Here is a 20,263-nt window from a genome sequence, read left to right on the forward strand (position 1 = left end):
GCGTCGAAGTGCGTGCTGACCGGTGAGTTGGTGGTGGAGGCGATGACCGCCTCGGCCACATGGCGTAGCTTGATGTTCCGCGAGCTCGAGGCGGACTTCAGGATCTCGATGGCCCGTTCCTGGCTGCACTTGTTCTGGCCCATGATGATCCCCACCGCCAAGTCGATGGTCGTCCGCGAGGCCAAGGCAAGCTTCAGGTTTTCCTCGTTGTCGCGGTGCCTGGCCATCCTCACGGCCAGGTTCAACAGCGCGGAGGCCTGCTCGGCATAGGCCTCGGCCTGCTTGACCGCCTCGGCGTCGAAGGCATGGCTTCGCATCGCGTAGAGATTGATGGCAGCGGTGTCCTCCGAATCCAGGGTGAAGGGAACGGCCAGCATCGAGCGCACCCCGGCGTCGGAAATGGCGGCGAAGTATTCGGGCCAGCGCCCGTCCTTTTCAATGTCCGGGATGCTGATGGTCCGATGCTCGCTGCAGGCGGCCAGGCACGGCCCTTCCCCGTAGCTGTACTGCACCTCGTCAAGTTCCTGGGCAAGGTCGCTGTTGCTGGCCACGGTGCCCGCCCGCTTGTGCCGCCGCAGCGTGATGCCGCAGTGCACCGGGCCTCCCGCCACGGAGAGTGTCTCGGCGCTGATGTGGGTCAAGGCGTTGAGAAACGACTCAAGGTCGTGTGTTTCAAGGAGCAGGTCCCGCAGATACTCGTTAACGGCAATCATGATTCAACCTTTCAAGCGGTGTCCCCCCACCGATCCAGATTGGGGCTTTCACGCGGTGCGTGGAAGTACGATACCAAACTGACGATCGCCAATGGTCGCTCGGGCAAACAAGGCGTCCGCCCGCAACCGTCTGTCTCTAGGCTACGTGCATTTGACCCGCAGACAAGGCACGCCGCGGTCCTTTCGCCGTGGTTCCCGGCGCGGGAAGCGGATGCGGCCCAAACCCTTCATTGAACAGCCATTCTCCCTGCCTCCTGCCCCCTCGCAAGGCGAGGGCGCGGGCACCGCCGTCGACGTTCCGCGGCTCGGGCGAAGGCCTCACGGCCGGTGCCCGGACGGGGATCGTTCCGGACTCCGGAACCGGGAAACCCGGGCGTGGCCTGGCCGGCAAATTCCCTCTTGCTCCACGTTGCAAAAGCCGCGACCCGCACGGGATATCGGTCTAGGCTTAACCCATGACACGGAACCTGGAACTCGATTGGATTGACCCGCTGACCGCGCATGTCACCAACCGCTCCGGACGCGCGGTGCTTGACGTTGACCTCCGCACCACGGGAAAGGTCACGGTGGATGGCAAGACGGATTGGACCTTCAGCACAAAGAAACTGCCCGACGGCGAATTCATCGGCCTCTACAGGATCAAGGACGACGTCGGCTGGGCCACGTCCCCGCCATTCCTGGAGATGACGTGGCGCACCGAGGACTCTTCGGAGGAAAACTACCGCAGGGTCCCCCTGCACCGCCCGCAGGACTAGCCGCCCGGCACTGTGCGCCGCCGGCGGTTCCCGGTCCACTGCGGCCAAGCTGCCGCTTGCCCGTTCCCGGGCATTTGGGCCACGAACCGTTGCGCGCGCGGCCACACGCCCCAAGGTTGCCCCCTGGCCGCAAGGCATCCACCGGGCCGCGGATTAGTCGACCCGGACCCCGGCAAAGGAAAGGCTTCCGGGCAGAACTCGCCCTTGACTTGCATGTGAACGATGCGTGAGGATGGTCAGACCGATAGGAACCCGTCCGCGCAGCGACAGGAATTCCCTGCCGGACCAGGGAATATCCCCGCTCCCGCAAGGATTCCGGCAAGACTTCGCTTGCAAAAGCACAGGAGTTTTTGATGAGCATCCCCGGCACGTGGTCCACGCCCTCCGATATCGACTCTCCACCGTGGCCCGAACCGCCGGCGCCGAACGGGGTGCGGCCGGAACCAACGGGGCCCGCGGAAACGAAGGGGTTTGCCATGAACGCGACCGACGGGCCCGCGGCCTCCGCACGGCTGCTCAACGCCAGCGCCCACGCGTCCACCGCGCATGAGGAACGTGATCGCGTGAGCACCGACCGCTCCGGCTACCTCCCGCCGAGCCTTCCCGACGGCGTGGTCTACGCCAGAAGCGTGGAGGAGGTCGTGCACACTATGGAACTGGCCACCGCGCACCGCGTGCCGGTGGTTCCCCGGGGCGCCGGCACCGGACTTGCCGCGGGGGCATCCGCGCGGGCCGGGGAGGTCGTCCTCGATTTGTCCGGCATGAACCGCATCCTGCACATCGACCCCGTGGAGCAGCTGGCAGTGGTGGAGCCGGGCGTCCTGAACGCCGAGGTGAACGCCGCGGCCGCCGCCCACGGATTGTTCTACGCCCCGGATCCGGCCAGCACCGCCATCTGCTCCATCGGCGGCAACATCGCCACCAACGCCGGTGGCATGTGGTGCGCAAAATACGGCGTGACCCGCGAATCCGTGCTCTCGCTGCGGGTGGTGCTGCCCGACGGCCGGATCCTGGTCACCGGAAGGAACACGCTCAAGGGAGTGACCGGATACGACCTCAACGCCCTGCTGATCGGCTCCGAGGGGACCCTGGGCATCGTCGTCGAGGCGACCCTGCGGCTTCGTCCCGCGCCCATCCAGACCGCCACGGTGGCCGCCTACTTCGCCGACGTCGATGCCGCCGCAATGGCGGCCTCGGCGATCATCGCCGCGCGCATCCAGCCCTCGGTGCTGGAGCTCATGGACGGGCCCACGCTGGAGGCAGTGGACGCGGCGCAGGGCACCGGCCACCGCTCCAAGGGCGCTGCCTTCCTGCTGGCACAGACCGACGGATACGGCGCGTTCCTCGAACAAGACGTGCTCATCCGGGCCATCGAGCCCTTCGCCACCCACATCGAAAAGGCGGCCGATACCGAAACCGCCGCCGCGCTTGTCGCGGCGCGCCGGCAGGCGATCCCCTCCCTGGAGCGCCTGGGGCGGGTTTCCATCTGCGACATCGGCGTCCCCCGGAACCGGCTCGCCGACGTGTTCGCCGGCCTGGCGGAGATCTCCCGGAACACCGGGGTCAGGATCTACAACGTTGCCCACGCTGCCGACGGAAACCTCCACCCGATGATCGTGGTGGATCCCGGGGAATCCATCACCGAGGGCCCGGCCAAGGCCGCGCTGGCGGAAATGTTCTACCTGGCCAAGCGGCTGGGCGGAACCCTTACCGGCGAGCACGGCGTGGGCCTGCTGAAGCGCGACTGGCTGCAGGAGGAGCTGGGCGATTTGTCCCTCGAGCTGCAGCACGCCATCCGCAACGTGTTCGACCCCAAGGGAATCCTGAACCCGGGCAAGGCAATCTAGCGGTGCCCGGGAACCGGTAAGTGATGGTGTCACTCCCCCGGGGCGGGATGGAGGCCTGACAGGGGCCGGGGCAACGCAAGCACCCGTCCCGGTCCCCCATCTTTTTTGCTTTGAGCGCCCACGGCAAAGCCCGCCCCGACAAACGTCGGGACGGGCTTTGTCATGTCGACAACCGGCGGCCCAAAGCCGCGGTCACCAGGAGGTTGAGCGCACCTTAGCGGGCGACGGAACCTTCGGTGTAGTCATCGGTGGTCTTCCAGGAGAAGAGCTGGCGCAGTTCGCGGCCGGTCTCCTCGATCGGGTGCTCCTCGCCCTTCTTGCGCAGTTCCAGGAACTCCGGCGCGCCGGCATCCTGGTCGTCGATGAAGCGCTTGGCGAATGCACCGGTCTGGATGTCGGCGAGAACTGCCTTCATGTTCTCCTTGACGTCCGGGGTGATCACGCGCGGGCCCGAAACGTAGTCGCCGTACTCGGCGGTGTCCGAGACGCTCCAGCGCTGCTTGGCGATGCCGCCCTCCCACATGAGGTCAACGATGAGCTTGAGCTCGTGCAGCACCTCGAAGTAGGCGATCTCCGGCTTGTAGCCGGCTTCGGTCAGGGTCTCGAAGCCGTACTGGATCAGCTGCGAGGCGCCGCCGCAAAGCACTGCCTGCTCGCCGAAGAGGTCGGTTTCGGTCTCTTCGGTGAAGGTGGTCTCGATGACGCCGGCGCGGGTGCCGCCGATGGCCTTGGCGTAGGACAGGGCCAGCGCCTTGGCGCCGCCGGTGAAGTCCTGCTCCACGGCGATCAGGTCGGGAATGCCGCGGCCGGCCTCGAACTCGCGGCGCACGGTGTGGCCCGGTGCCTTCGGGGCGACCAGGGCGACGTCGACGTCGGCCGGCGGGGTGATGTAGCCGTAGCGGATGTTGAAGCCGTGGCCGAAGAACAGGGCGTCGCCCGGCTGCAGGTTTGCGGCGATGTCGTCCTTGTAGACGTGGCGCTGGACCTGGTCCGGGGTCAGGATCATGATCAGGTCGGCTTCGGCCACTGCCTCGGCGACGGGCAGGACGCGCAGGCCCTCGGCCTCGGCCTTGGCGATCGACTTCGAGCCGGCCTTCAGGCCGACGCGCACGTCCACGCCCGAGTCGCGCAGGTTCAGCGCGTGGGCGTGGCCCTGGGAGCCGTAGCCGATGATGGCGACGGTGCGGCCCTGGATGATCGAGAGGTCAACATCGTCGTCGTAGTACATGTCAGTCACTGTGGTATCTCCTTGGTATCAGTGTGAAGCTTGGTGCTGTTAGGCAGAGACGGAGCGCAGGGCGCGGTCCGACATCGATTTGGAGCCGCGTCCAACGGCAAGTGTGCCTGCCTGGACGATCTCGCGGATGCCGAACGGTTCAAGCACTGCCAGCAGCGCGTTGATCTTTTCGGCGTTGCCGGTGGCCTCAATGATGAGTGAATCGGTGGACACGTCCACCACGGAGGCACGGAAGAGGTCTGCGGCCTGGGTGACCTGCAGGCGGGTGGCCGCATCGGCGCGCACCTTGACCAGGATGTGGTCGCGTTGCACCGAAGCCTCGGGCATCAGCTCAACGATCTTGATGACGTTGATGAGTTTGTTCAGCTGCTTGGTGACCTGCTCGAGCAGGTCGCCTTCGGCGTCGACCACCACGGTGATGCGGGAAATCCCGTTGATCTCCGTGGGGCCCACCGCCAGCGAGTGGATGTTGAAGGCGCGCCGCGCGAAAAGGCTGGCCACGCGGGTCAGCACGCCCGGGACGTCTTCGACGAGTACGGAAAGAGTATGTCGTGCCATGGGGTCTTAGTCCTCTTCTTCCCACTCGGGCGTCATGCCGCGAGCAATCTGGATCAGGTCGTTGCTCACGCCGGTGGGGACCATCGGCCAGACCATCGAGTCCCGCGAGACCACGAAGTCGATGACGACCGGGCGGTCGTTGATGGCCAGGGCCTGCTGGATCGTCGCGTCGATGTCTTCGTCGCGCTCGCAGCGCAGCCCCACGCAGCCGTAGGCGTCGGCGAGCTTGACGAAGTCCGGGACGCGCGCGGTGCCGTGGCCGGTGTTCAAATCGGTGTTCGAGTACCGGGAGTCGTAGAACAGGGTCTGCCACTGGCGGACCATGCCCAGGGACGAGTTGTTGATGATCGCGACCTTGATCGGGATGTTGTTGATGACGCAGGTGGCGAGCTCCTGGTTGGTCATCTGGAAGCAGCCGTCCCCGTCGATGGCCCACACGACGCGGTCGGGGTTGCCGACCTTCGCGCCCATGGCCGCCGGGACCGAGTAGCCCATGGTGCCCAGTCCCCCGGAGTTCAGCCAGGAGTGCGGGCGCTCGTACTTGATGAACTGCGCGGCCCACATCTGGTGCTGGCCCACGCCCGCCACGTACACGGCCTCGGGTCCGGTCAGCTCGCCGATCCGCTGGATCACGTTCTGCGGGGCCGAGAGGCCGTCGTTGGTGGCGGTGAAGCCGATCGGGTAGGTCTCGCGCAGCCGGCCGATGGTGTTCCACCAGGCGTCGAGGTCCGGCGTGCCGGCCTCGGCGAAGAGCGTGCGGCAGGCCTCGGTGAGCTCCGGGATGATCTCCTTGACCGAGCCGACGATCGGGATGTCGGCGGTGCGGTTCTTGGAGATCTCCGCCGGGTCGATGTCCGCGTGGATGACCTTGGCGTTGGGTGCAAAGGTGTGCAGCACCCCGGTGACGCGGTCATCGAAGCGGGCGCCGAGGGTGATCAGCAGGTCGGACTGCTGAAGTGCGGTGACGGCGGAGACCGAGCCGTGCATGCCGGGCATGCCCACGTGGAGTTCGTGGGAGTCCGGGAAGGCGCCGCGGGCCTGCAGGGTGGTGACCACCGGCGCGCCGACGAGCTCGGCGAATTCCTTCAGCTCGGCCGCTGCGTGGCCCTTGATGACGCCGCCGCCGACGTAGAAGACCGGGCGCGAGGAGGCGGCGATGAGCTTGGCCGCCTCGCGCACCTGCTTGTTGTGCCCGCGGACCACGGTCTTGTAGCCGGGCAGGTCGATCTTCGGCGGCCAAGAGAACATCATCTTGGACTGCTGGGCGTCCTTGGTGATGTCCACCAGCACCGGGCCGGGACGGCCCGTTGCCGCGATGTGGAAGGCGGAGGCCAGGATGCGCGGGATGTCCTCGGCCTTGGTGACCAGGAAGGAGTGCTTGGTGATGGGCATGGTGATGCCCACGATGTCGGCTTCCTGGAAGGCGTCCGAGCCGATGAAGGCGCTGTGCACCTGGCCGGTGATGGCAACCATGGGGACCGAGTCCATGTGCGCATCGGCAATGGCGGTGACCAGGTTGGTGGCCCCGGGACCGGAGGTGGCGATGCACACCCCGACCTCTCCGGTGACCATGGCGTAGCCCTGGGCCGCGTGGCCCGAGCCCTGTTCGTGGCGGACCAAGACGTGGTTGATCTTGGTCGAGTCCATGAGCGAGTCGTAGGTGGGCATGATGGCCCCGCCCGGCAACCCAAAGACGTCCTTGACGCCCAATTCTTCCAGTGAGCGGACAATGGCTTGTGAGCCAAGCATCTCGGTGGCAGCAATGATGTTGTTCGGGCCCTGTACCAGGCTCGATGCTTCCACGACGGAAGAGACAGCGGCATCCTTGCTACGGTTGGCGGGCTTGGCCGGCAGCGAGGGGCTGGCGGTGGTTCCGTTACTCATGGGGATATATCCTTCTCTATCTCTTCTAACCCTGCACATAAAAAAACCCCAAAGACACCTTGCGGCGAATGGGGTTTGCGCGTCACCGAATCCCTCCATGTTCGGGAGGGGCCCAAGCTCAGCGCTTGATAACTAGTAGTACTTCGGTGCGGATATGCATGTGTCCAGTTTGGTCGCCGCCAAAGCCAGAGTCAAACGCCCACGCCCACAATCTCATTATTTGAGACTGTTGTCCGAGGGGTGGACGCGTTGGCCGCGCCCATCCCCCGGTTCACGCTAATTCCTAGCCACAGTATGCGCCGGTCGAGGCGGACTTGACCAGCTTGGCGTACTTGGCCAGCACGCCGGTGGTGAACTTGGCCGGGAGCGGCTCCCAGCCGACCTTGCGCGCCTCGAGCTCGGCCGGCTCGACCAGCAGGTCGAAGGAGCGCGCGGCGATGTCGACGCGGATCCTGTCGCCGTCCTTGACGAAGGCGATCGGGCCGCCGTCCACGGCCTCGGGGGCCACATGGCCGATGCACAGGCCGGTGGTGCCGCCGGAGAAGCGGCCGTCGGTGAGCAGCAGGACGTCCTTGCCCAGGCCCGCGCCCTTGATGGCGCCGGTGATGGCAAGCATCTCGCGCATGCCCGGGCCGCCCTTGGGGCCCTCGTAGCGGATGACCACGACGTCGCCGGCCTTGATCTCGCCATTGTCCAGCGCGGCCAGGGCACCCTGCTCGCGGTCGAAGACCCGGGCGGTGCCCTCGAAGACGTCGGCGTCGAAGCCCGCGGACTTCACCACCGCGCCCTCCGGTGCCATGGTGCCGTGCAGCACGGTGATGCCGCCGGTCTTGTGGATCGGGTTGTCCAGCGCGCGCAGGATCTTGCCGTCGACATCCGGCGGGTTGATCGCCGCGAGGTTCTCGGCCACGGTCTTGCCGGTGACGGTCAGGCAGTCCCCGTGCAGCAGGCCGGCATCCAGCAGCGCCTTCATGATCACCGGCACGCCGCCGATCTTGTCCACGTCGGTCATGACGTAGCGGCCGAAGGGCTTCAGGTCGCCCAGGTGCGGGATCTTGTCGCCGATGCGGTTGAAGTCCGCCAGGGTCAGGTCGACCTCGGCCTCGCGGGCGATGGCCAGCAGGTGCAGCACGGCGTTGGTGGAGCCTCCGAAGGCCATGGTCACGGCGATAGCGTTCTCAAAGGCCTTCTTGGTCATGATGTCGCGGGCGGTGATGCCCTTGCGCAGCAGGTTCACCACTGCCTCGCCCGACTTGCGCGCGAATTCGTCGCGGCGGCGGTCGGCCGAGGGCGGGGCGGCGGAGCCGGGCAGGGACATGCCCAGGGCCTCGCCGATGCAGGCCATGGTGTTCGCGGTGTACATGCCGCCGCAGGCTCCCTCGCCCGGGCAGATCGCCTTTTCGATGCGGGTCAGGTCCTCGAGGCTCATCTTGCCCGCGGCGCAGGCGCCCACGGCCTCGAAGGCGTCAATCAGGGTGACTTCCTTTTCGCTTCCGTCCTCGAGCTTGACCCAGCCCGGCATGATCGAACCTGCATAGAGGAACACCGAGGCCAGGTCCAGGCGGGCCGCTGCCATGAGCATGCCCGGGAGGGACTTGTCGCAACCGGCCAGCAGCACCGAGCCGTCGATGCGCTCGGCCTGCATGACGACCTCGACTGAGTCGGCGATGACCTCGCGGGAGACCAGCGAGAAGTGCATGCCCTCGTGGCCCATGGAGATGCCGTCGGAGACGGAGATGGTGCCGAACTGCATCGGGAAGCCGCCGCCTGCGTGGACGCCTTCCTTGGCGCCCTGCGCCAGGCGGTTCAGCGAAAGGTTGCACGGGGTGATTTCGTTCCACGAGCTCGCGACGCCGATCTGCGGCTTGGCGAAGTCGTCATCGCCCATGCCGACGGCCCGGAACATGCCGCGGGCCGGGGCGGCATGGATGCCGTCGGTCACTACACGGCTGCGGGGCTTGATGTCTGGGGTGGTGTCCTGGCTCATGCCCTTGATTGTATGGCTGACCGGCACCGACGCCGAACCCATGACGGCACACCGACATATTTCGCCCTGGGTATTCGGGACACGTGTTCGAAACCTCCATTGGATAGAGTGGATGCCATGGAGACACTCAACGTTGAATCCGACGACGTCCTCAAGCGACTTTTGCATGAGGCCTTCGACACCCAAATCCCCAATTTCGGCAGCTATAACCTGGTCGCTGCCGCGGGCAGCTCCGGATCCGCGGGGCTGAAGGTGATCGGCTTCCGCCGCGAGCCCGCCGAACTGATCCTGTGCCCGCTGAATCCCGCGGACCTGTGCCCCACCGAGCGCGCGGTGTCGGTGAACAACACCAACGTCTCTCACGTCGCCCTGGTACTCGACGGCGGCTACGAGGTCGGCACCAGCACCGGCCGCGTCTACCGCTTCAACGTCCCGGGCCGGCTGTCGCTGAATGTCCCCTCCGCCGACGAGAACACACCATCGACCTCGGGCATCCTGCTCCAGGAGGATGACGCTCGGGAGTTCGCCGAATTCATGAACGAGTTCATGGATCGGCTGGACCCCACGACCAAGCCCTAGGTTCCCCGGCCGGCGCCACCCCGGCTAGAACTGCTCGCCCTCGGGGGCATCCCCGGGCAGCGGACGACCCAGGGCGTCCAGTCCCCCGGCTTCCTGTCCGGCCACGTCGGTGGGTTCCTGGACCCGCGCAGCGCCGGCACCCTCAAGATCCGCCTGGGCCGCCATCCGGTCCTCTTCGGAAAGCGGCAAGGCGTCGGTGGCGCGGGCCTCGTTTCCGTCCGACGCGTCCGTCTCCCGCTGCTCGTCGCGCAGCGGATCCATGGAATCAAGGGTCCGCGGATCGTCGGAGGACCCTTCCTGCACCGGCTGGCCGTCCCGGCCGTCGAGCGGATTTCCCTCGAGATCCTCGTCGCGGCCCGGTTCGTGTTCTGGGGTGTTCATCGACATCGTCAACTCCTGGTGGTGGGGTGTTTGCTGCGCCTTGCCGCTCCTATCGCGGCGGAAATCGGGTTTTCCTGAAGGAACGGGGTCACATGGGTTCGTTGTTCGTCCCGCCCCGCGGGTTGTCCAGCATGCCCGGTCCCTTCAGCGCCCGATAGAGGCCGTAGCCTGCCATGCCAAGGCCCAGCAAGACGCCGATCCACATGGGCGAGGCGAGTGAGTCACCGGATTGCCGGTCGGCCATGATGAACAGGCCAAAGACGATTATCAGGATCACGCCGGTGATCATCAGCGGCGCCCCGCGCCGCTGGAAGAATGGCTTCTTGCTGGGCTGTCCCGGCTGGGTGCTCATGTCATGCTCCGTTCCGATTTCATGCCGTTTCGCGGCCTGGTGTGCTGGCTGGTCACTGGTGTTTCCCGATCGGCCGTGCCGTTGGCGGCGGCAAGCAACGACTCGACGCTCACGACCTTCTGGCGGTACTCCGCCTGAAGAAGCCCCAGGACCGCGCTCTCGAAACGGGGGTCCTCCGAGGCGATCGCATCGGACACCAGCCAAGCGCGGATGTTGGCCGCGTAGGCGTCGGCCGCGGTCGCGGCGATGCAGGTATGCGACGAGACGCCGGCGATCAGGACCGACTTCACGCCCAGGCGCTCCAATTGCCCGTCGAGGTCGGTGCGCCAAAAGGCGCTGTCACGTCGCTTGATGATTTCCATCGCGTCCCCGATATCCAGGTCATCGAGATTCTTCGCCTGATCGCTGCCCGCAAACAGAAACCCCTGGTCGTCGTCCAACATGCTCAAGGTCCAGGTGCTCTTGTCCCGCGCATGCTCCGTCCTGACATTGAATATCGGCATGCCCAGGTTGCGCGCCCAGGCCACCAGCCGGTTGCAGTTGTGTACCAACGCGTCCCGGTGCCGCCGCAGCAGGGGGTCCTCGAAAAAAGCATTCTGCATGTCGACAATCAGCAGGGCAGTGCGTTCGGACAACATCGGAGGTTCTTGCATCAGTGCTCCCGTCCTCGTTGGCGCGGGCCATGGGCCTTGTTCCTACCGTAGGCCGGGCCCCGACGCTGCGCAACGGTTCGGCCGCGCGTCGGCGACGCGCCCCATGATGCACCCTGCACGATTGCGGTCCGGGGCCAATCGACGGCCCCGGGGCAATCGGCCGGACTGTGCAAGGCGGGATCCGTGGGCCGGCCGGCCCATATTCAACAATGTATTAATGGATTCGACGGCCGCAATTAACGCATATCCAGGCCATTCGAATTGCCGGCCCGCCGCGTCGGAATTCGCACCGCATCGGCCGCACGCCGGCGGCACATCAGGCACCTTTATTCGCTGAAGGTCTAGTCTCCGTTCGACGAATGGTCGGGGGACGAACTTGCCGTGAAGATTGTCGACCCGAAGTTTAAAGCTATCCACCAGTGCTTTCGTCGTTGTAGGGTCAAAGAGTGCATCGCCACCATGATGCTGGAACTGAACCTTCATCCGAACAGGAGAAAAGTTATGGGTTTCATTGGCTGGATTGTTCTAGGACTGATTGCCGGCGCTATTGCAAAGGCAATCAAACCAGGTGACCAGGGCGGCGGCTGGCTTGCCACGCTGCTGCTTGGAATTGTTGGCGCCGTTCTTGGCGGCTGGATCGGATCGGCAATCTTCGGTGTTGGGATCAATGAGTTCTGGTCTCTTTCAACATGGTTGCTGGCCATCGGCGGAGCGTTGGTTGTCCTGATTATTTGGGGACTGCTGACGCGCAAGAGGGCCTAAACACTGCACATTGGGGTTGCCCCGGCCTAGGCCGGGGCAACCCCTTCCTCTTTTAAGTCCTCAGGCCGAACTCCGGCCGAACTCCGGCCAATCCCCGCAGCGTGCCCCTGCTGCAGGCGCCCACGGCATCGGCATCCCGGCCCGCGGTCTTGACGCTTCTCGTTCGAGTTCTCCCCCGTCCCCGGCAGATCCCTTTACCTCGACTCCGATAGCCAATACGCTCGCGGCATGAAGACTCAATTTTGGTTGTGGCTTGGAATGATAGTCAGTGGCCTGGCGTTCATGACCATCATCAGCTTTTCCGGGAGGTGATCAACCGTGCCCACGGGAATCAGGGACCAGGGACTCGGCATCGGCTTCGCAGTGCTGTTCGTCGGCGCGCTGGTTGGCCAGTCCTTCGCGGGTTTGTCGGTCTACAACGAAGACCAGCTTGCGCATGGCAGTTCCCCGCTCGGCTACTGGGACTTCGTGACGTCTAGCAACTTCGTGGTCGACGTTGCCGAGAACTGGCAATCCGAGTACCTGCAGTTCTTTCTGTTCATCTTCGCAACCATATGGCTTGTCCAACGGGGCTCGCCGGAATCGAAAAAGCCCGGAGATGAGGGCACGGAGACCGACGAAAACCAACTGGTGGGCCGCTTCTCCAAGCCCAACTCCCCGAAATGGGCAAAGGCTGCCGGCTGGCGGCGACTGGTGTATTCCAACTCGCTGCTCTTGGTCATGGGAACGATATTTCTCCTTTCATGGTGGCTGCAATCGGTCGCGGGAACCGTGGTGTTCAACGCAGAGCAGCTCGAACACGGCCAACCCCCGGTGCGATGGATCGAGTACGTGACCAGTGCCGATTTCTGGGACAGGACACTGCAGAACTGGCAGTCAGAGTTCCTGGCCGTGGGCAGCATGGTCACCCTTTCCATCTACTTGCGCCAGCGCGGCTCCGCGGAGTCCAAACCGGTGGGCACGCCGCATGCCGAGAGCGCTACAGAGAGCGAATAGACGGCCCGCCAATCCCCTGCTTTGACGCGCCCGCGCACGCTGACAGGGTCAACACCACCGCCGTGCCGCGGCCGGTCGGGAGCAGTCTGCACGGCCCTTGCCACTTCCCGGCGATGCGCCTATGTTGGCCACAGGGATCCATATTCCCGAGCCGCGGCACCGCTCGCGGTACCCACCGGCCTGCGCCGCTCCATGAAACGGGGGAAGCAAATGGTTGATCAACCCGGGCACGATTCAAGGCCCGAAGCCACTCCAAGGAAAACAATCCGTCAGTCGCCAACCAAGAATGTCCGGGCCACAACACGCGCCGGGGTGATCTGGACGTTCACCATCGTCGCAATCGTGGTGCTGGTCCTGCTGGTCATCTTCATGATGCAGAACCAAGGGCAGGCCACCGTCTATTTCCTGGGACTTGAGGGACAGATGGCTCTCGGCGTCGCCATGTTGCTCGCGGCCGTCGGCGGAGCGGTCGTCGTGGCCGTTGTCGCAGCGGTTCGCATTATCCAGTTGCGCAGCCGCGGCGGTGCCGCGGCCCGGCGACTGGACCACGGGAAAAAATAGCACCAACGGCTGCCGCGCCCATGTTCGCGCAGCCACGGCAGAGAGGATCAAACGATGCATGATCTCGAAAAGCAGATGGTGACCGTCCAGACCTGGCTCAAGCGCTGGGCCGAAAAGGCCAAGCAGGAATACCCGAGCCATCTGGAGGATTCCGTGCGCCAGGCCGTGGACCGGTTGGACCCGGCCGGGCTGGCCCACGCGGCCGAGGAGGTGGTGGCAACCGTCACCGGAAACCGCAAGACCGCCCGGCGGGCGCGCAAGGCCGTGGAGGAAACCCTGCGCAGGGCCCAACGCAAGGCCGGGAGCAAGCACCGCGGCAGCGGTCGGGTATGGGTCGTCCTGGGCACCCTGGCCGTCATCGGCGTGCTGGTGGTGTTCGTGCTTCGACGCGCCGCCGGTCCCCACCCGCGAAATATGGGTGCGAGCCGCCCCGATACCTCGGATACCACCAAGGGAGTGGATCCCGACCTCGGCGAATAGGCCTGACGCGTCCGTCAAATAGGCCCCGGACCTTCGGCTTCCCCTGGCTCGGCCACCGGATGCCGGAGGCACGGGATAAGGAGACAGGCGCAGGCGCCGGTTTCAGGATTCCCAGCGGACCTGTGCGGGCTCCTTGTCCTCGCGCCACCCGCGCCACACCGGATGGCGCAGCCGCTTGCCTCCGGTCAGTTCGCCGTAGCCCACCTCCCCGACGAGCCGGGGCGAGACCCACACGGCGTCGTGGCTGTCGGCGGCCGGGACGTCCCGGGCCGGCGGGGTCTTGCGCCGCAGCCTCTCCAGCCTGGCCCGGACCTCGCGCAGCTGGCGGTCGGTGAACCCGGTGCCCACCCGCCCGGCGTAGTGCAGCTCGCCGTCCGCGGGCACCGCCAGCAGCAGCGATCCGATCGTGTCGGCACGGTTGCCCTTGCCGTGGCGCCAGCCGATCACGACGACCTCCTGGTGGCGGTCGTGCTTGATCTTGACCCAGTCCCCCGTGCGCTTCCCGGGCCGGTATCGGCCGTCGAGGCGCTTGGCCACGATCCCCTCCAGGCCGAGCTCGGTGCTGGTGTCCAGGGCCTGGTCCAGGGAGCCGTCGTGGGCCTCGGGGATGTGCACGTGCTTTCCGGTGCGCACCTGGGCGCCCAGCCGCTCGCGGCGGGTGGCGTAGGGCAGGGCGGTGAGGTCCTCGGGCTCCCCCGTCTTGTCGTTCGGCAGCCGCAGCGCGTCAAAGAGCATCAGGTGCACCGGCACCGGCTTGCCTCCCTTGCCGGATCCGTTTCCGGAATTGCGGTTCTGCAGCATCCCGAAGTCCGGGCGACCGGAGGAATCCAGGGCCACGATCTCCCCGTCGAGCACCGCGCCGTCGGGGGCCAGCTTTGCGACCTCCTGCAGCTCGGGAAAGCGTCCCTCGAACGACTGGCCATTGCGGCTGCGCAACGATGCGGCCGCCCCGTCCACGGTGGCCAGCGCACGGTACCCGTCCCATTTCATTTCATACGCCCAGGCCCCGTCCGGGTCGATGTCCTCCCGGGTCCCGGCCTGCGCCAGCATCGGGGCGGGTTCGGCGTCAGGTGCCGCCGGCGCGGGGGCCGGCGGCGTGGCCGTGCCCCGCGCTTCCTTCCCGGCCTGTTTCCGCTGCCCGGGCTGGTCCTTCATCAGCTGCAGCAGCCAGTTCTTCTCGTCCCCCATGCCCGGGGTGTTGACCAGCGCGAAGCGGCGCGGCACCCCGCCCAATCCCCCGTCGGGGCGCCCGTACAGCACCGCGATCACCTCGGAGCCCTCGCGCCACTTCTCGATCTCGCAGTCCCCCGTGTCCCAGATCTTCATGGTCCCGGCGCCATATTGCCCGCGCGGGATGCGCCCCTCGAACGTCGCGTAGTCCAGCGGGTGGTCCTCGGTCATGACGGCCAGCCGGTTCACCGCGGGCTCCAAGGGCGGGCCCTTGGGCACTGCCCAGGACACCAGCACCCCCGAATGCTCGATCCGCAGGTCCCAGTGCAGGGCGCGCGCGTGGTGTTCCTGGATCACGAAGCGGGGAAGGCTTCCGGGGCCCGCGGCGTGCGGCGCTTCCGCGGGAACGGGCTCCGGGGTCTTGGCGGCGTCGCGCTTGGAGCGATACTCGGCCAGCCGGTCCCGGTCGCCCCCGAGGCTCCTGCCCAGCGGGGCAATCGGGTCCCTCAATTCGTGGACGCGTTCCAGGACCTCGTGGAAGTCCAGCTGCTCGAGTCCCGGGGCGCCGATTTCCTCCCAGGTGCGCGGGGCCGCGACCGTCGGATGTGCCCGCCCGCGCAGCGAGTAGGGGCAGATCGTGGTCTTGGCCGCGCTGTTCTGGCTCCAGTCCAGCAGCACCTTGCCCTCCCGCAGGGACTTCTTCATGTCCGAGACGACCAACCCGGGGCGTTCGCCCTGCAACTGGGCCGCCAGTGCCTTCGCGACCTGCGAGACCTCGTCCGAGGTGTGCCTTCCGTCCAGCGCCGCGTACAGGTGGATTCCCTTGGAGCCGGAGGTCACCGGGTAGGAGTCCAGGTCCATGCCCTCGAGCAATTCGCGGCACAGGAACGCGACCTCCGCGCATTCTTCCAGGCCCGCCCCCGGGCCGGGGTCCAGGTCCAGCACCATCCGGTCCGGGTTCATGGGCTTGAGGTGTTCGTCAAAGCGCCACTGCGGAACGTGGATCTCCAGGGCGGCAAGCTGCGCGAACCAGGCAAGGACGGCGGGCTCGTTGGCCAGCGGGTAGGTGTTGACGTGGTCCTTGTGCGTGATGTTGGCGCGCGGGATCCAGTCGGGGGCCGAGTCCTCGAGGTCCTTGCGGAAGAACACCTTGCCGGGATTCTGCGCGGTGCCCACCCCGTCCACCCAGCGCTTGCGGGTCGCGGGTCGCCAGGACGCCTGCGGCAGCAACACGCCGGCGACCTCGGCCAGGTAGTGCATCACCTCGCCCTTGGTGGTTCCGGTCTCGGGATAGAGCACCTTGTCCAGGTTGCTGACGCGCAGCCGCCTGCCGGCGACCGAGACGGTTTGTTCCTTGGCACGGGCCATGGCCGAATCCTTTCCCTTGCCTCCACTGTGCCGCCTGCCCGGCCCGTTGGCCAGCATTTTCCCGGCTCCCGGCGTCCCCGAAGGCCCGTTCCGGGGTGCTGGCCCCGGGCGGTGTGCGGATTGCTGGACTTTGCCTCCGGGGCATGCGTAGCGTGGAAATTGTTGACGATCGGCCCCGCCGCCCGCACCCGCGGGACCGCTCCGCCGGGGTCGGCGCGCCGCGGGCCGGATCATCCAGGGGGTTTCTTCGGGACTCCCGCGCGGCCCGGCAGGGCCGGCGACGCACCCGAGCTACCTCGCGCGCCGGCGGGCGTCGCCCCGGGGGCCGTGGTCACGGGGCATGATGTCCTGGCGCCACGCAGAGAGTTAAACCGAATCAACACGCAGGAGGAACCATGGCAACCGCACGCGAGATCATGACGAGCAGCGCCGAATGCATCGGCGAGAACGAGACGCTGGAGGAGGCGGCCCGCAAGATGCTGCAATTCGACATCGGGTCGATGCCGATCTGCGGGGAGGACCGGCGGCTGAAGGGCATGGTCTCGGACCGCGACATCGTCACCAAGTGCCTGGCCCAGGGCGGGGATCCGCGCACCACCACGGCCGGGGAGCTGGGCGAGGGCAAACCGGTCACCATTGGCGCGGACGACAGCATCGAGGAGGCCATCGAGACCATGGAGAGGCACAAGGTCAGGAGGCTCCCGGTGATCGACGGCCACGAGCTGGTGGGCATGCTCAGCCAGGCCGACATCGCCAGGAACTATCCCGAGGACAAGGTGGGTGAACTGCTGCGGTTCATCTCCTTCGATTAGGCCGCGCGGCACCACGCGGGGGGGAAAGTGCGTTGCCGCGCACCCCGGGGCCGGCCCCGTTTCCGTTGCGAAGCGGGGCCCGCCCCTCTCCTTTTTCCCAACACGTCACACCCGACTTTTGCCCCTTCGCGGGCGCACCGGGCGCGGGGTCATTGCTTCGGCCTGCGGAACTTTGTAGGCTGAAGGAGGTTCAGCAGCGGGCCATGGAATCCTCGATTGGAGCACTCCGTGAACCTGCCACTCGGCACACCGTTGCTTGGTACCCATTCCCGCATTCGGCCTTCCGTTTCCCTCTCTGGCAGGTCGCCGGGCAATCCCCCCGAAGCCCCAACTTCCGCCTCCACCGAAGACCGGTGGTGATCCGCATGAGGGTGATCGAAAACAACCAGGTCCTGCGCCGCTACGAGCTCTTTGAACAGGGCGACCTGGCCGGCTTTGTGCAATACAGCATGAGCGGCGACGAATTGTGGCTGCACTACACGCAGCTCAAGCGCCGCTACAAGTCCGAGGAAGTCATCGACGCGCTCTTCCTTCACATCCTCGAAGACGTCCTGCGCCGCAGGTTGGCACTGATGCCCTTCTGCCCGGCGATGCGCGCCTTCATGGTGGAGCGGCCCGATTACACGCAGCTGGTGCCCCCGCTGTGGCAGGACCGTTTTCTGGCGGCACCGGCCGTGCCGCGCCGTCCCATGGACAGGGTCCGCTACACCGGGTCCCCGAAACGGCGCAGCACCGCCACCCATGCCCACGACGGGCACCAGGTGGCGGTCTGGTCCGGCCATGCGGCGCAGGGGCAGCAGCGGCCCGACCCGTCCTACGCCAACGGCATGACACTGCCGCTGGCCGGCACCTAGGAAATCCACCGCGGAAGGGCCGGTGCCGGGAAATCCGGTACCGGCCTTTCCGTCCCGCCCGCGTTAGGAAGCGGGGATGTCGAACCTGTCCCACGCGCGATGGGTTGCCAGCAGCCGGGCAACACTCTCCACCGCTTCCCCGGGCCCCACGGTGAGGATGCCGGCGTCCAGGGGCGGCAGCCCGGAGCGTTCAAGGACCTCCCCGGCCCCCTCGAGCGCCACAATGGCCTTGGCCTGCCGGTAGGCCTCCTGCAGCAGCAGGACCAGGCGCGGATCCAGGTCGGCGGCGCCCTCCGGTGCCATGGCACCGGCCTTCGCGTCCCTGTCCATGCGCGCCCCGGGGGCCGGGGACAGGGTGTCGGCGATGACCAGCGCATCGAATTCGATGGAGCGCGCGGTGAGCAGGGTCCGGTCCACCGGCGAACCGTCGGACATGGACCCGCCGGTGGGCGCCACCAGCAGCGGGACCATGCCCGCCAGGTTGGTCTCCGCCACCAGCTGCTCGATGACTTTTGCCGGCGTGGCGTGGCTTGCCACGATCCCCACCACGCGGCCGTCCACCGGCCAGCTCTTCCCGACCTGGGACACCGAGGGGCACAGGTCCGCCTCGGGCACCTCGGTGTCCGCCGGCGGCGCCGGCATGCCCAGCTCCCCGGCCACGGCGGCGCACAGCGCGGAGTCGATGTTGGCCAGGGCCTGCAGTTGGCGGGCGCGGACCGCCTCGACGGTGCACTTGCCCAGCTCGAAGGAGTAGGCCTGCTGCACGTGCAGCTGCTCCTGGGTGCCCAGCGAGCGGTAGAACATCTTCGCTTGGCTGAAGTGGTCCTCGAACGACACCGGGTTGCCGCGTTCCTTCAGCGCCTCGGCCACGTGCTCGGGGACATCGATGAACGGCGCGCGGGTGTTGTCCCCCTCGCCGGCCATGAACGGGCACCCGCCGTCCAGCGAGTTGGGGTGGTACGGGGCGATCCCCTCGTGGACGTAGCCCTGGTGCATCCCGTCGCGGAGCATGTCGTTGACCGGGGCGTGCGGCAGGTTGATGGGCAGCTGGGAGAAGTTCGGCCCGCCCAGGCGGGTGAGCTGGGTGTCGATGTAGGAGAAAAGCCGCACCTGGAGCAGCGGGTCGTTGGTCACGTCGATGCCCGGCACCAGGTGCCCGGGGTGGAAGGCCACCTGCTCGGTCTCGGCGAAGTAGTTCGAGGGGTTCCGGTCCAGGACCATCTTGCCGACGGTCTGGATCGGCGCGAGCTCCTCGGGCACGAACTTGGTGGGATCGAGCAGGTCGATGCCCTTGAACATCTGTTCCTCGTTGTCCTCGAAGACCTGCACGCCCAGCTCCCATTCGGGGAACGCGCCGGCCTTGATCGCCTCGGCAAGGTCGCGGCGGTGGAAGTCGGGATCGGCTCCGTTGGCCAGCATCGCCTCCTCCCAGAGAAGGGAGTGGACGCCCAGGCGCGGCTTCCAGTGGAACTTCACCAGCGACGTCGACCCCTCCGGGGCGATCATCCGGAAGGTGTGGACGCCGAATCCCTCCATCATGCGGTAGGAGCGCGGGATCCCGCGGTCGGACATGTTCCACATGGTGTGGGCCTGCGCCTGGGTGTGCTCGGAGACGAAGTCCCAGAAGGTGTCATGGGCCGAGGCTGCCTGCGGGATCTCCAGGTCGGGCTGCGGCTTGACCGCGTGCACGACGTCGGGGAACTTGATGCCGTCCTGGATGAAGAACACCGGGATGTTGTTGCCCACCAGGTCGAAGACGCCCTCGGCGGTGTAGAACTTCGTGGCGAATCCGCGGGTGTCGCGCACGGCATCGGCCGATCCGCGCGACCCGGCGACGGTGGAGAACCTGACGAACACCGGGGTCTGGACGCCCTCGGCCAGGAAACCGGCGCTGCAGATCCGCGAGCCGGTGCCGTAGCCGGTGAAGGTGCCGTGGGCCCCGGCCCCGCGGGCGTGGACCACGCGCTCGGGGATCCGTTCGTGGTCGAAGTGGGTGATCTTCTCGCGCAGGTGGTGGTCCTGGAGCAGGATCGGGCCGCGCGGGCCGGCCTTCAGCGAGTGGTCGGTGTCGCGCAGCGGCGTCCCCTGGCTGGTGGTCAGGGCCGTTCCCTGGGGGTGGGTGGGCAGGGCGCCCCGCTTGGGGGTGTCGCCCGATGATTCGGTGCCTTGAGTGGTCATGCCAGAACTCGCTTTCGTTCGGCACCCGGAGTGGGGGCGCGTTCGATGGAATATTGACTTCCGGCGGCGTTTCGCGGGCTGGGGGTGAAAGTGGCCCGTCCTCAAGACACCGCCGTTTCCACCGTAGGCCCCGGTC

The 20,263-nt window shown here is 66.8% G+C and carries 19 protein-coding genes; 9 read left to right on the plus strand and 10 right to left on the minus strand.

Features of this window, described 5'->3' with window-relative positions; genetic code table 11:
* Positions 1 to 713: GAF and ANTAR domain-containing protein (locus AC6CHY_RS02695; protein WP_498225352.1), on the minus strand; the 713-nt coding region annotated here is incomplete at its 3' end.
* Between the two features lie 455 nt (positions 714 to 1,168).
* Between AC6CHY_RS02695 and AC6CHY_RS02700 the strand changes: the two genes are divergently transcribed.
* Both AC6CHY_RS02700 and AC6CHY_RS02705 read left to right on the plus strand, forming a co-directional pair.
* A complete protein-coding gene (locus AC6CHY_RS02700; protein ID WP_498225353.1) occupies positions 1,169 to 1,468 on the plus strand; it encodes a hypothetical protein in 300 nt (99 codons plus the stop codon).
* Between the two features lie 476 nt (positions 1,469 to 1,944).
* Positions 1,945 to 3,315 (plus strand): FAD-binding oxidoreductase, encoded by a 1,371-nt coding sequence (locus AC6CHY_RS02705; RefSeq protein WP_498225354.1) that lies wholly within the window; start codon positions 1,945 to 1,947, stop codon positions 3,313 to 3,315.
* Positions 3,316 to 3,529: 214 nt separating this feature from the next.
* On the opposite strand, the gene ilvC is transcribed toward AC6CHY_RS02705, so the two are convergent.
* The 4 genes from ilvC to ilvD all read right to left on the minus strand — a co-directional run bounded on the left by ilvC (position 3,530) and on the right by ilvD (position 8,981).
* Positions 3,530 to 4,552, minus strand: coding sequence for a ketol-acid reductoisomerase (gene ilvC, locus AC6CHY_RS02710; protein WP_498225355.1), 1,023 nt, complete (start codon positions 4,550 to 4,552; stop codon positions 3,530 to 3,532).
* A 39-nt stretch (positions 4,553 to 4,591) separates the two neighbouring features.
* Complete coding sequence (gene ilvN, locus AC6CHY_RS02715; RefSeq protein ID WP_498225356.1) at positions 4,592 to 5,110, minus strand: acetolactate synthase small subunit; 519 nt, start codon at positions 5,108 to 5,110, stop codon at positions 4,592 to 4,594.
* A gap of 6 nt (positions 5,111 to 5,116) precedes the next feature.
* On the minus strand, positions 5,117 to 6,994 hold the full coding sequence (locus AC6CHY_RS02720) for an acetolactate synthase large subunit (protein WP_498225357.1): 1,878 nt from the start codon (positions 6,992 to 6,994) through the stop codon (positions 5,117 to 5,119).
* Between the two features lie 283 nt (positions 6,995 to 7,277).
* Positions 7,278 to 8,981 (minus strand): dihydroxy-acid dehydratase, encoded by a 1,704-nt coding sequence (gene ilvD, locus AC6CHY_RS02725; protein WP_498225358.1) that lies wholly within the window; start codon positions 8,979 to 8,981, stop codon positions 7,278 to 7,280.
* A gap of 117 nt (positions 8,982 to 9,098) precedes the next feature.
* Here ilvD and AC6CHY_RS02730 point away from each other — a divergent pair, with 117 nt between their 5' ends.
* The gene (locus AC6CHY_RS02730; protein ID WP_498225359.1) at positions 9,099 to 9,560 is read left to right on the plus strand and encodes a hypothetical protein; all 462 of its coding nucleotides are present in this window, start codon (positions 9,099 to 9,101) and stop codon (positions 9,558 to 9,560) included.
* A 24-nt stretch (positions 9,561 to 9,584) separates the two neighbouring features.
* On the opposite strand, the gene AC6CHY_RS02735 is transcribed toward AC6CHY_RS02730, so the two are convergent.
* The 3 genes from AC6CHY_RS02735 to AC6CHY_RS02745 all read right to left on the minus strand — a co-directional run bounded on the left by AC6CHY_RS02735 (position 9,585) and on the right by AC6CHY_RS02745 (position 10,931).
* The gene (locus tag AC6CHY_RS02735) at positions 9,585 to 9,941 is read right to left on the minus strand and encodes a hypothetical protein (RefSeq protein ID WP_498225360.1); all 357 of its coding nucleotides are present in this window, start codon (positions 9,939 to 9,941) and stop codon (positions 9,585 to 9,587) included.
* Between the two features lie 88 nt (positions 9,942 to 10,029).
* Positions 10,030 to 10,293 (minus strand): hypothetical protein, encoded by a 264-nt coding sequence (locus tag AC6CHY_RS02740; protein ID WP_498225361.1) that lies wholly within the window; start codon positions 10,291 to 10,293, stop codon positions 10,030 to 10,032.
* Positions 10,290 to 10,931, minus strand: a complete 642-nt coding sequence (locus tag AC6CHY_RS02745; RefSeq protein ID WP_498225362.1) for a cysteine hydrolase family protein — start codon at positions 10,929 to 10,931, stop codon at positions 10,290 to 10,292. The genes AC6CHY_RS02740 and AC6CHY_RS02745 overlap by 4 nt, the downstream gene beginning before the upstream one ends.
* A 516-nt stretch (positions 10,932 to 11,447) precedes the next feature.
* Between AC6CHY_RS02745 and AC6CHY_RS02750 the strand changes: the two genes are divergently transcribed.
* From AC6CHY_RS02750 to AC6CHY_RS02765, 4 genes are all read left to right on the plus strand, one after another.
* A complete protein-coding gene (locus tag AC6CHY_RS02750; RefSeq protein WP_217391043.1) occupies positions 11,448 to 11,708 on the plus strand; it encodes a GlsB/YeaQ/YmgE family stress response membrane protein in 261 nt (86 codons plus the stop codon).
* Positions 11,709 to 12,026: 318 nt separating this feature from the next.
* Positions 12,027 to 12,704 carry a DUF6766 family protein gene (locus AC6CHY_RS02755; protein ID WP_498225363.1) on the plus strand — a complete coding sequence of 226 codons (678 nt, stop codon included), beginning with the start codon at positions 12,027 to 12,029 and terminating at the stop codon, positions 12,702 to 12,704.
* Positions 12,705 to 13,016: 312 nt separating this feature from the next.
* Entirely contained in the window at positions 13,017 to 13,265 is a 249-nt protein-coding gene (locus tag AC6CHY_RS02760; RefSeq protein WP_336245174.1) for a lipopolysaccharide assembly protein LapA domain-containing protein, read from the plus strand.
* A gap of 54 nt (positions 13,266 to 13,319) precedes the next feature.
* The gene (locus AC6CHY_RS02765) at positions 13,320 to 13,745 is read left to right on the plus strand and encodes a hypothetical protein (RefSeq protein WP_498225364.1); all 426 of its coding nucleotides are present in this window, start codon (positions 13,320 to 13,322) and stop codon (positions 13,743 to 13,745) included.
* A 102-nt stretch (positions 13,746 to 13,847) separates the two neighbouring features.
* Here the strand turns inward: AC6CHY_RS02765 and AC6CHY_RS02770 are convergent, their stop codons facing one another.
* Positions 13,848 to 16,283, minus strand: a complete 2,436-nt coding sequence (locus AC6CHY_RS02770; RefSeq protein ID WP_498225365.1) for an ATP-dependent DNA ligase — start codon at positions 16,281 to 16,283, stop codon at positions 13,848 to 13,850.
* A gap of 395 nt (positions 16,284 to 16,678) precedes the next feature.
* On the opposite strand from AC6CHY_RS02770, the gene AC6CHY_RS02775 reads away from it, so the two are divergent.
* Positions 16,679 to 17,095, plus strand: a complete 417-nt coding sequence (locus AC6CHY_RS02775; RefSeq protein WP_217391039.1) for a CBS domain-containing protein — start codon at positions 16,679 to 16,681, stop codon at positions 17,093 to 17,095.
* 365 nt (positions 17,096 to 17,460) lie between these two features.
* Positions 17,461 to 17,949, plus strand: a complete 489-nt coding sequence (locus tag AC6CHY_RS02780) for a GNAT family N-acetyltransferase (RefSeq protein ID WP_498225366.1) — start codon at positions 17,461 to 17,463, stop codon at positions 17,947 to 17,949.
* Between the two features lie 63 nt (positions 17,950 to 18,012).
* Here the strand turns inward: AC6CHY_RS02780 and AC6CHY_RS02785 are convergent, their stop codons facing one another.
* Entirely contained in the window at positions 18,013 to 20,127 is a 2,115-nt protein-coding gene (locus tag AC6CHY_RS02785; RefSeq protein WP_217391041.1) for a catalase, read from the minus strand.
* Positions 20,128 to 20,263: the final 136 nt, after the last annotated feature.

The organism is Paeniglutamicibacter sp. GQ140 (genome assembly GCF_059759235.1).

Coding starts and splice junctions, on each gene's coding strand:
- AC6CHY_RS02750 (WP_217391043.1), top strand. CDS start 11,448: ATGGGTTTCATTGGCTGGATTGTTCTAGGACTGATTGCCGGCGCTATT.
- AC6CHY_RS02720 (WP_498225357.1), bottom strand. CDS start 6,994: ATGAGTAACGGAACCACCGCCAGCCCCTCGCTGCCGGCCAAGCCCGCC.
- AC6CHY_RS02765 (WP_498225364.1), top strand. CDS start 13,320: ATGCATGATCTCGAAAAGCAGATGGTGACCGTCCAGACCTGGCTCAAG.
- AC6CHY_RS02735 (WP_498225360.1), bottom strand. CDS start 9,941: ATGAACACCCCAGAACACGAACCGGGCCGCGACGAGGATCTCGAGGGA.
- AC6CHY_RS02775 (WP_217391039.1), top strand. CDS start 16,679: ATGGCAACCGCACGCGAGATCATGACGAGCAGCGCCGAATGCATCGGC.
- AC6CHY_RS02780 (WP_498225366.1), top strand. CDS start 17,461: ATGAGGGTGATCGAAAACAACCAGGTCCTGCGCCGCTACGAGCTCTTT.
- AC6CHY_RS02700 (WP_498225353.1), top strand. CDS start 1,169: ATGACACGGAACCTGGAACTCGATTGGATTGACCCGCTGACCGCGCAT.
- AC6CHY_RS02785 (WP_217391041.1), bottom strand. CDS start 20,127: ATGACCACTCAAGGCACCGAATCATCGGGCGACACCCCCAAGCGGGGC.
- ilvD (WP_498225358.1), bottom strand. CDS start 8,981: ATGAGCCAGGACACCACCCCAGACATCAAGCCCCGCAGCCGTGTAGTG.
- AC6CHY_RS02745 (WP_498225362.1), bottom strand. CDS start 10,931: ATGTTGTCCGAACGCACTGCCCTGCTGATTGTCGACATGCAGAATGCT.
- AC6CHY_RS02740 (WP_498225361.1), bottom strand. CDS start 10,293: ATGAGCACCCAGCCGGGACAGCCCAGCAAGAAGCCATTCTTCCAGCGG.
- ilvN (WP_498225356.1), bottom strand. CDS start 5,110: ATGGCACGACATACTCTTTCCGTACTCGTCGAAGACGTCCCGGGCGTG.
- AC6CHY_RS02730 (WP_498225359.1), top strand. CDS start 9,099: ATGGAGACACTCAACGTTGAATCCGACGACGTCCTCAAGCGACTTTTG.
- AC6CHY_RS02770 (WP_498225365.1), bottom strand. CDS start 16,283: ATGGCCCGTGCCAAGGAACAAACCGTCTCGGTCGCCGGCAGGCGGCTG.
- AC6CHY_RS02705 (WP_498225354.1), top strand. CDS start 1,945: ATGAACGCGACCGACGGGCCCGCGGCCTCCGCACGGCTGCTCAACGCC.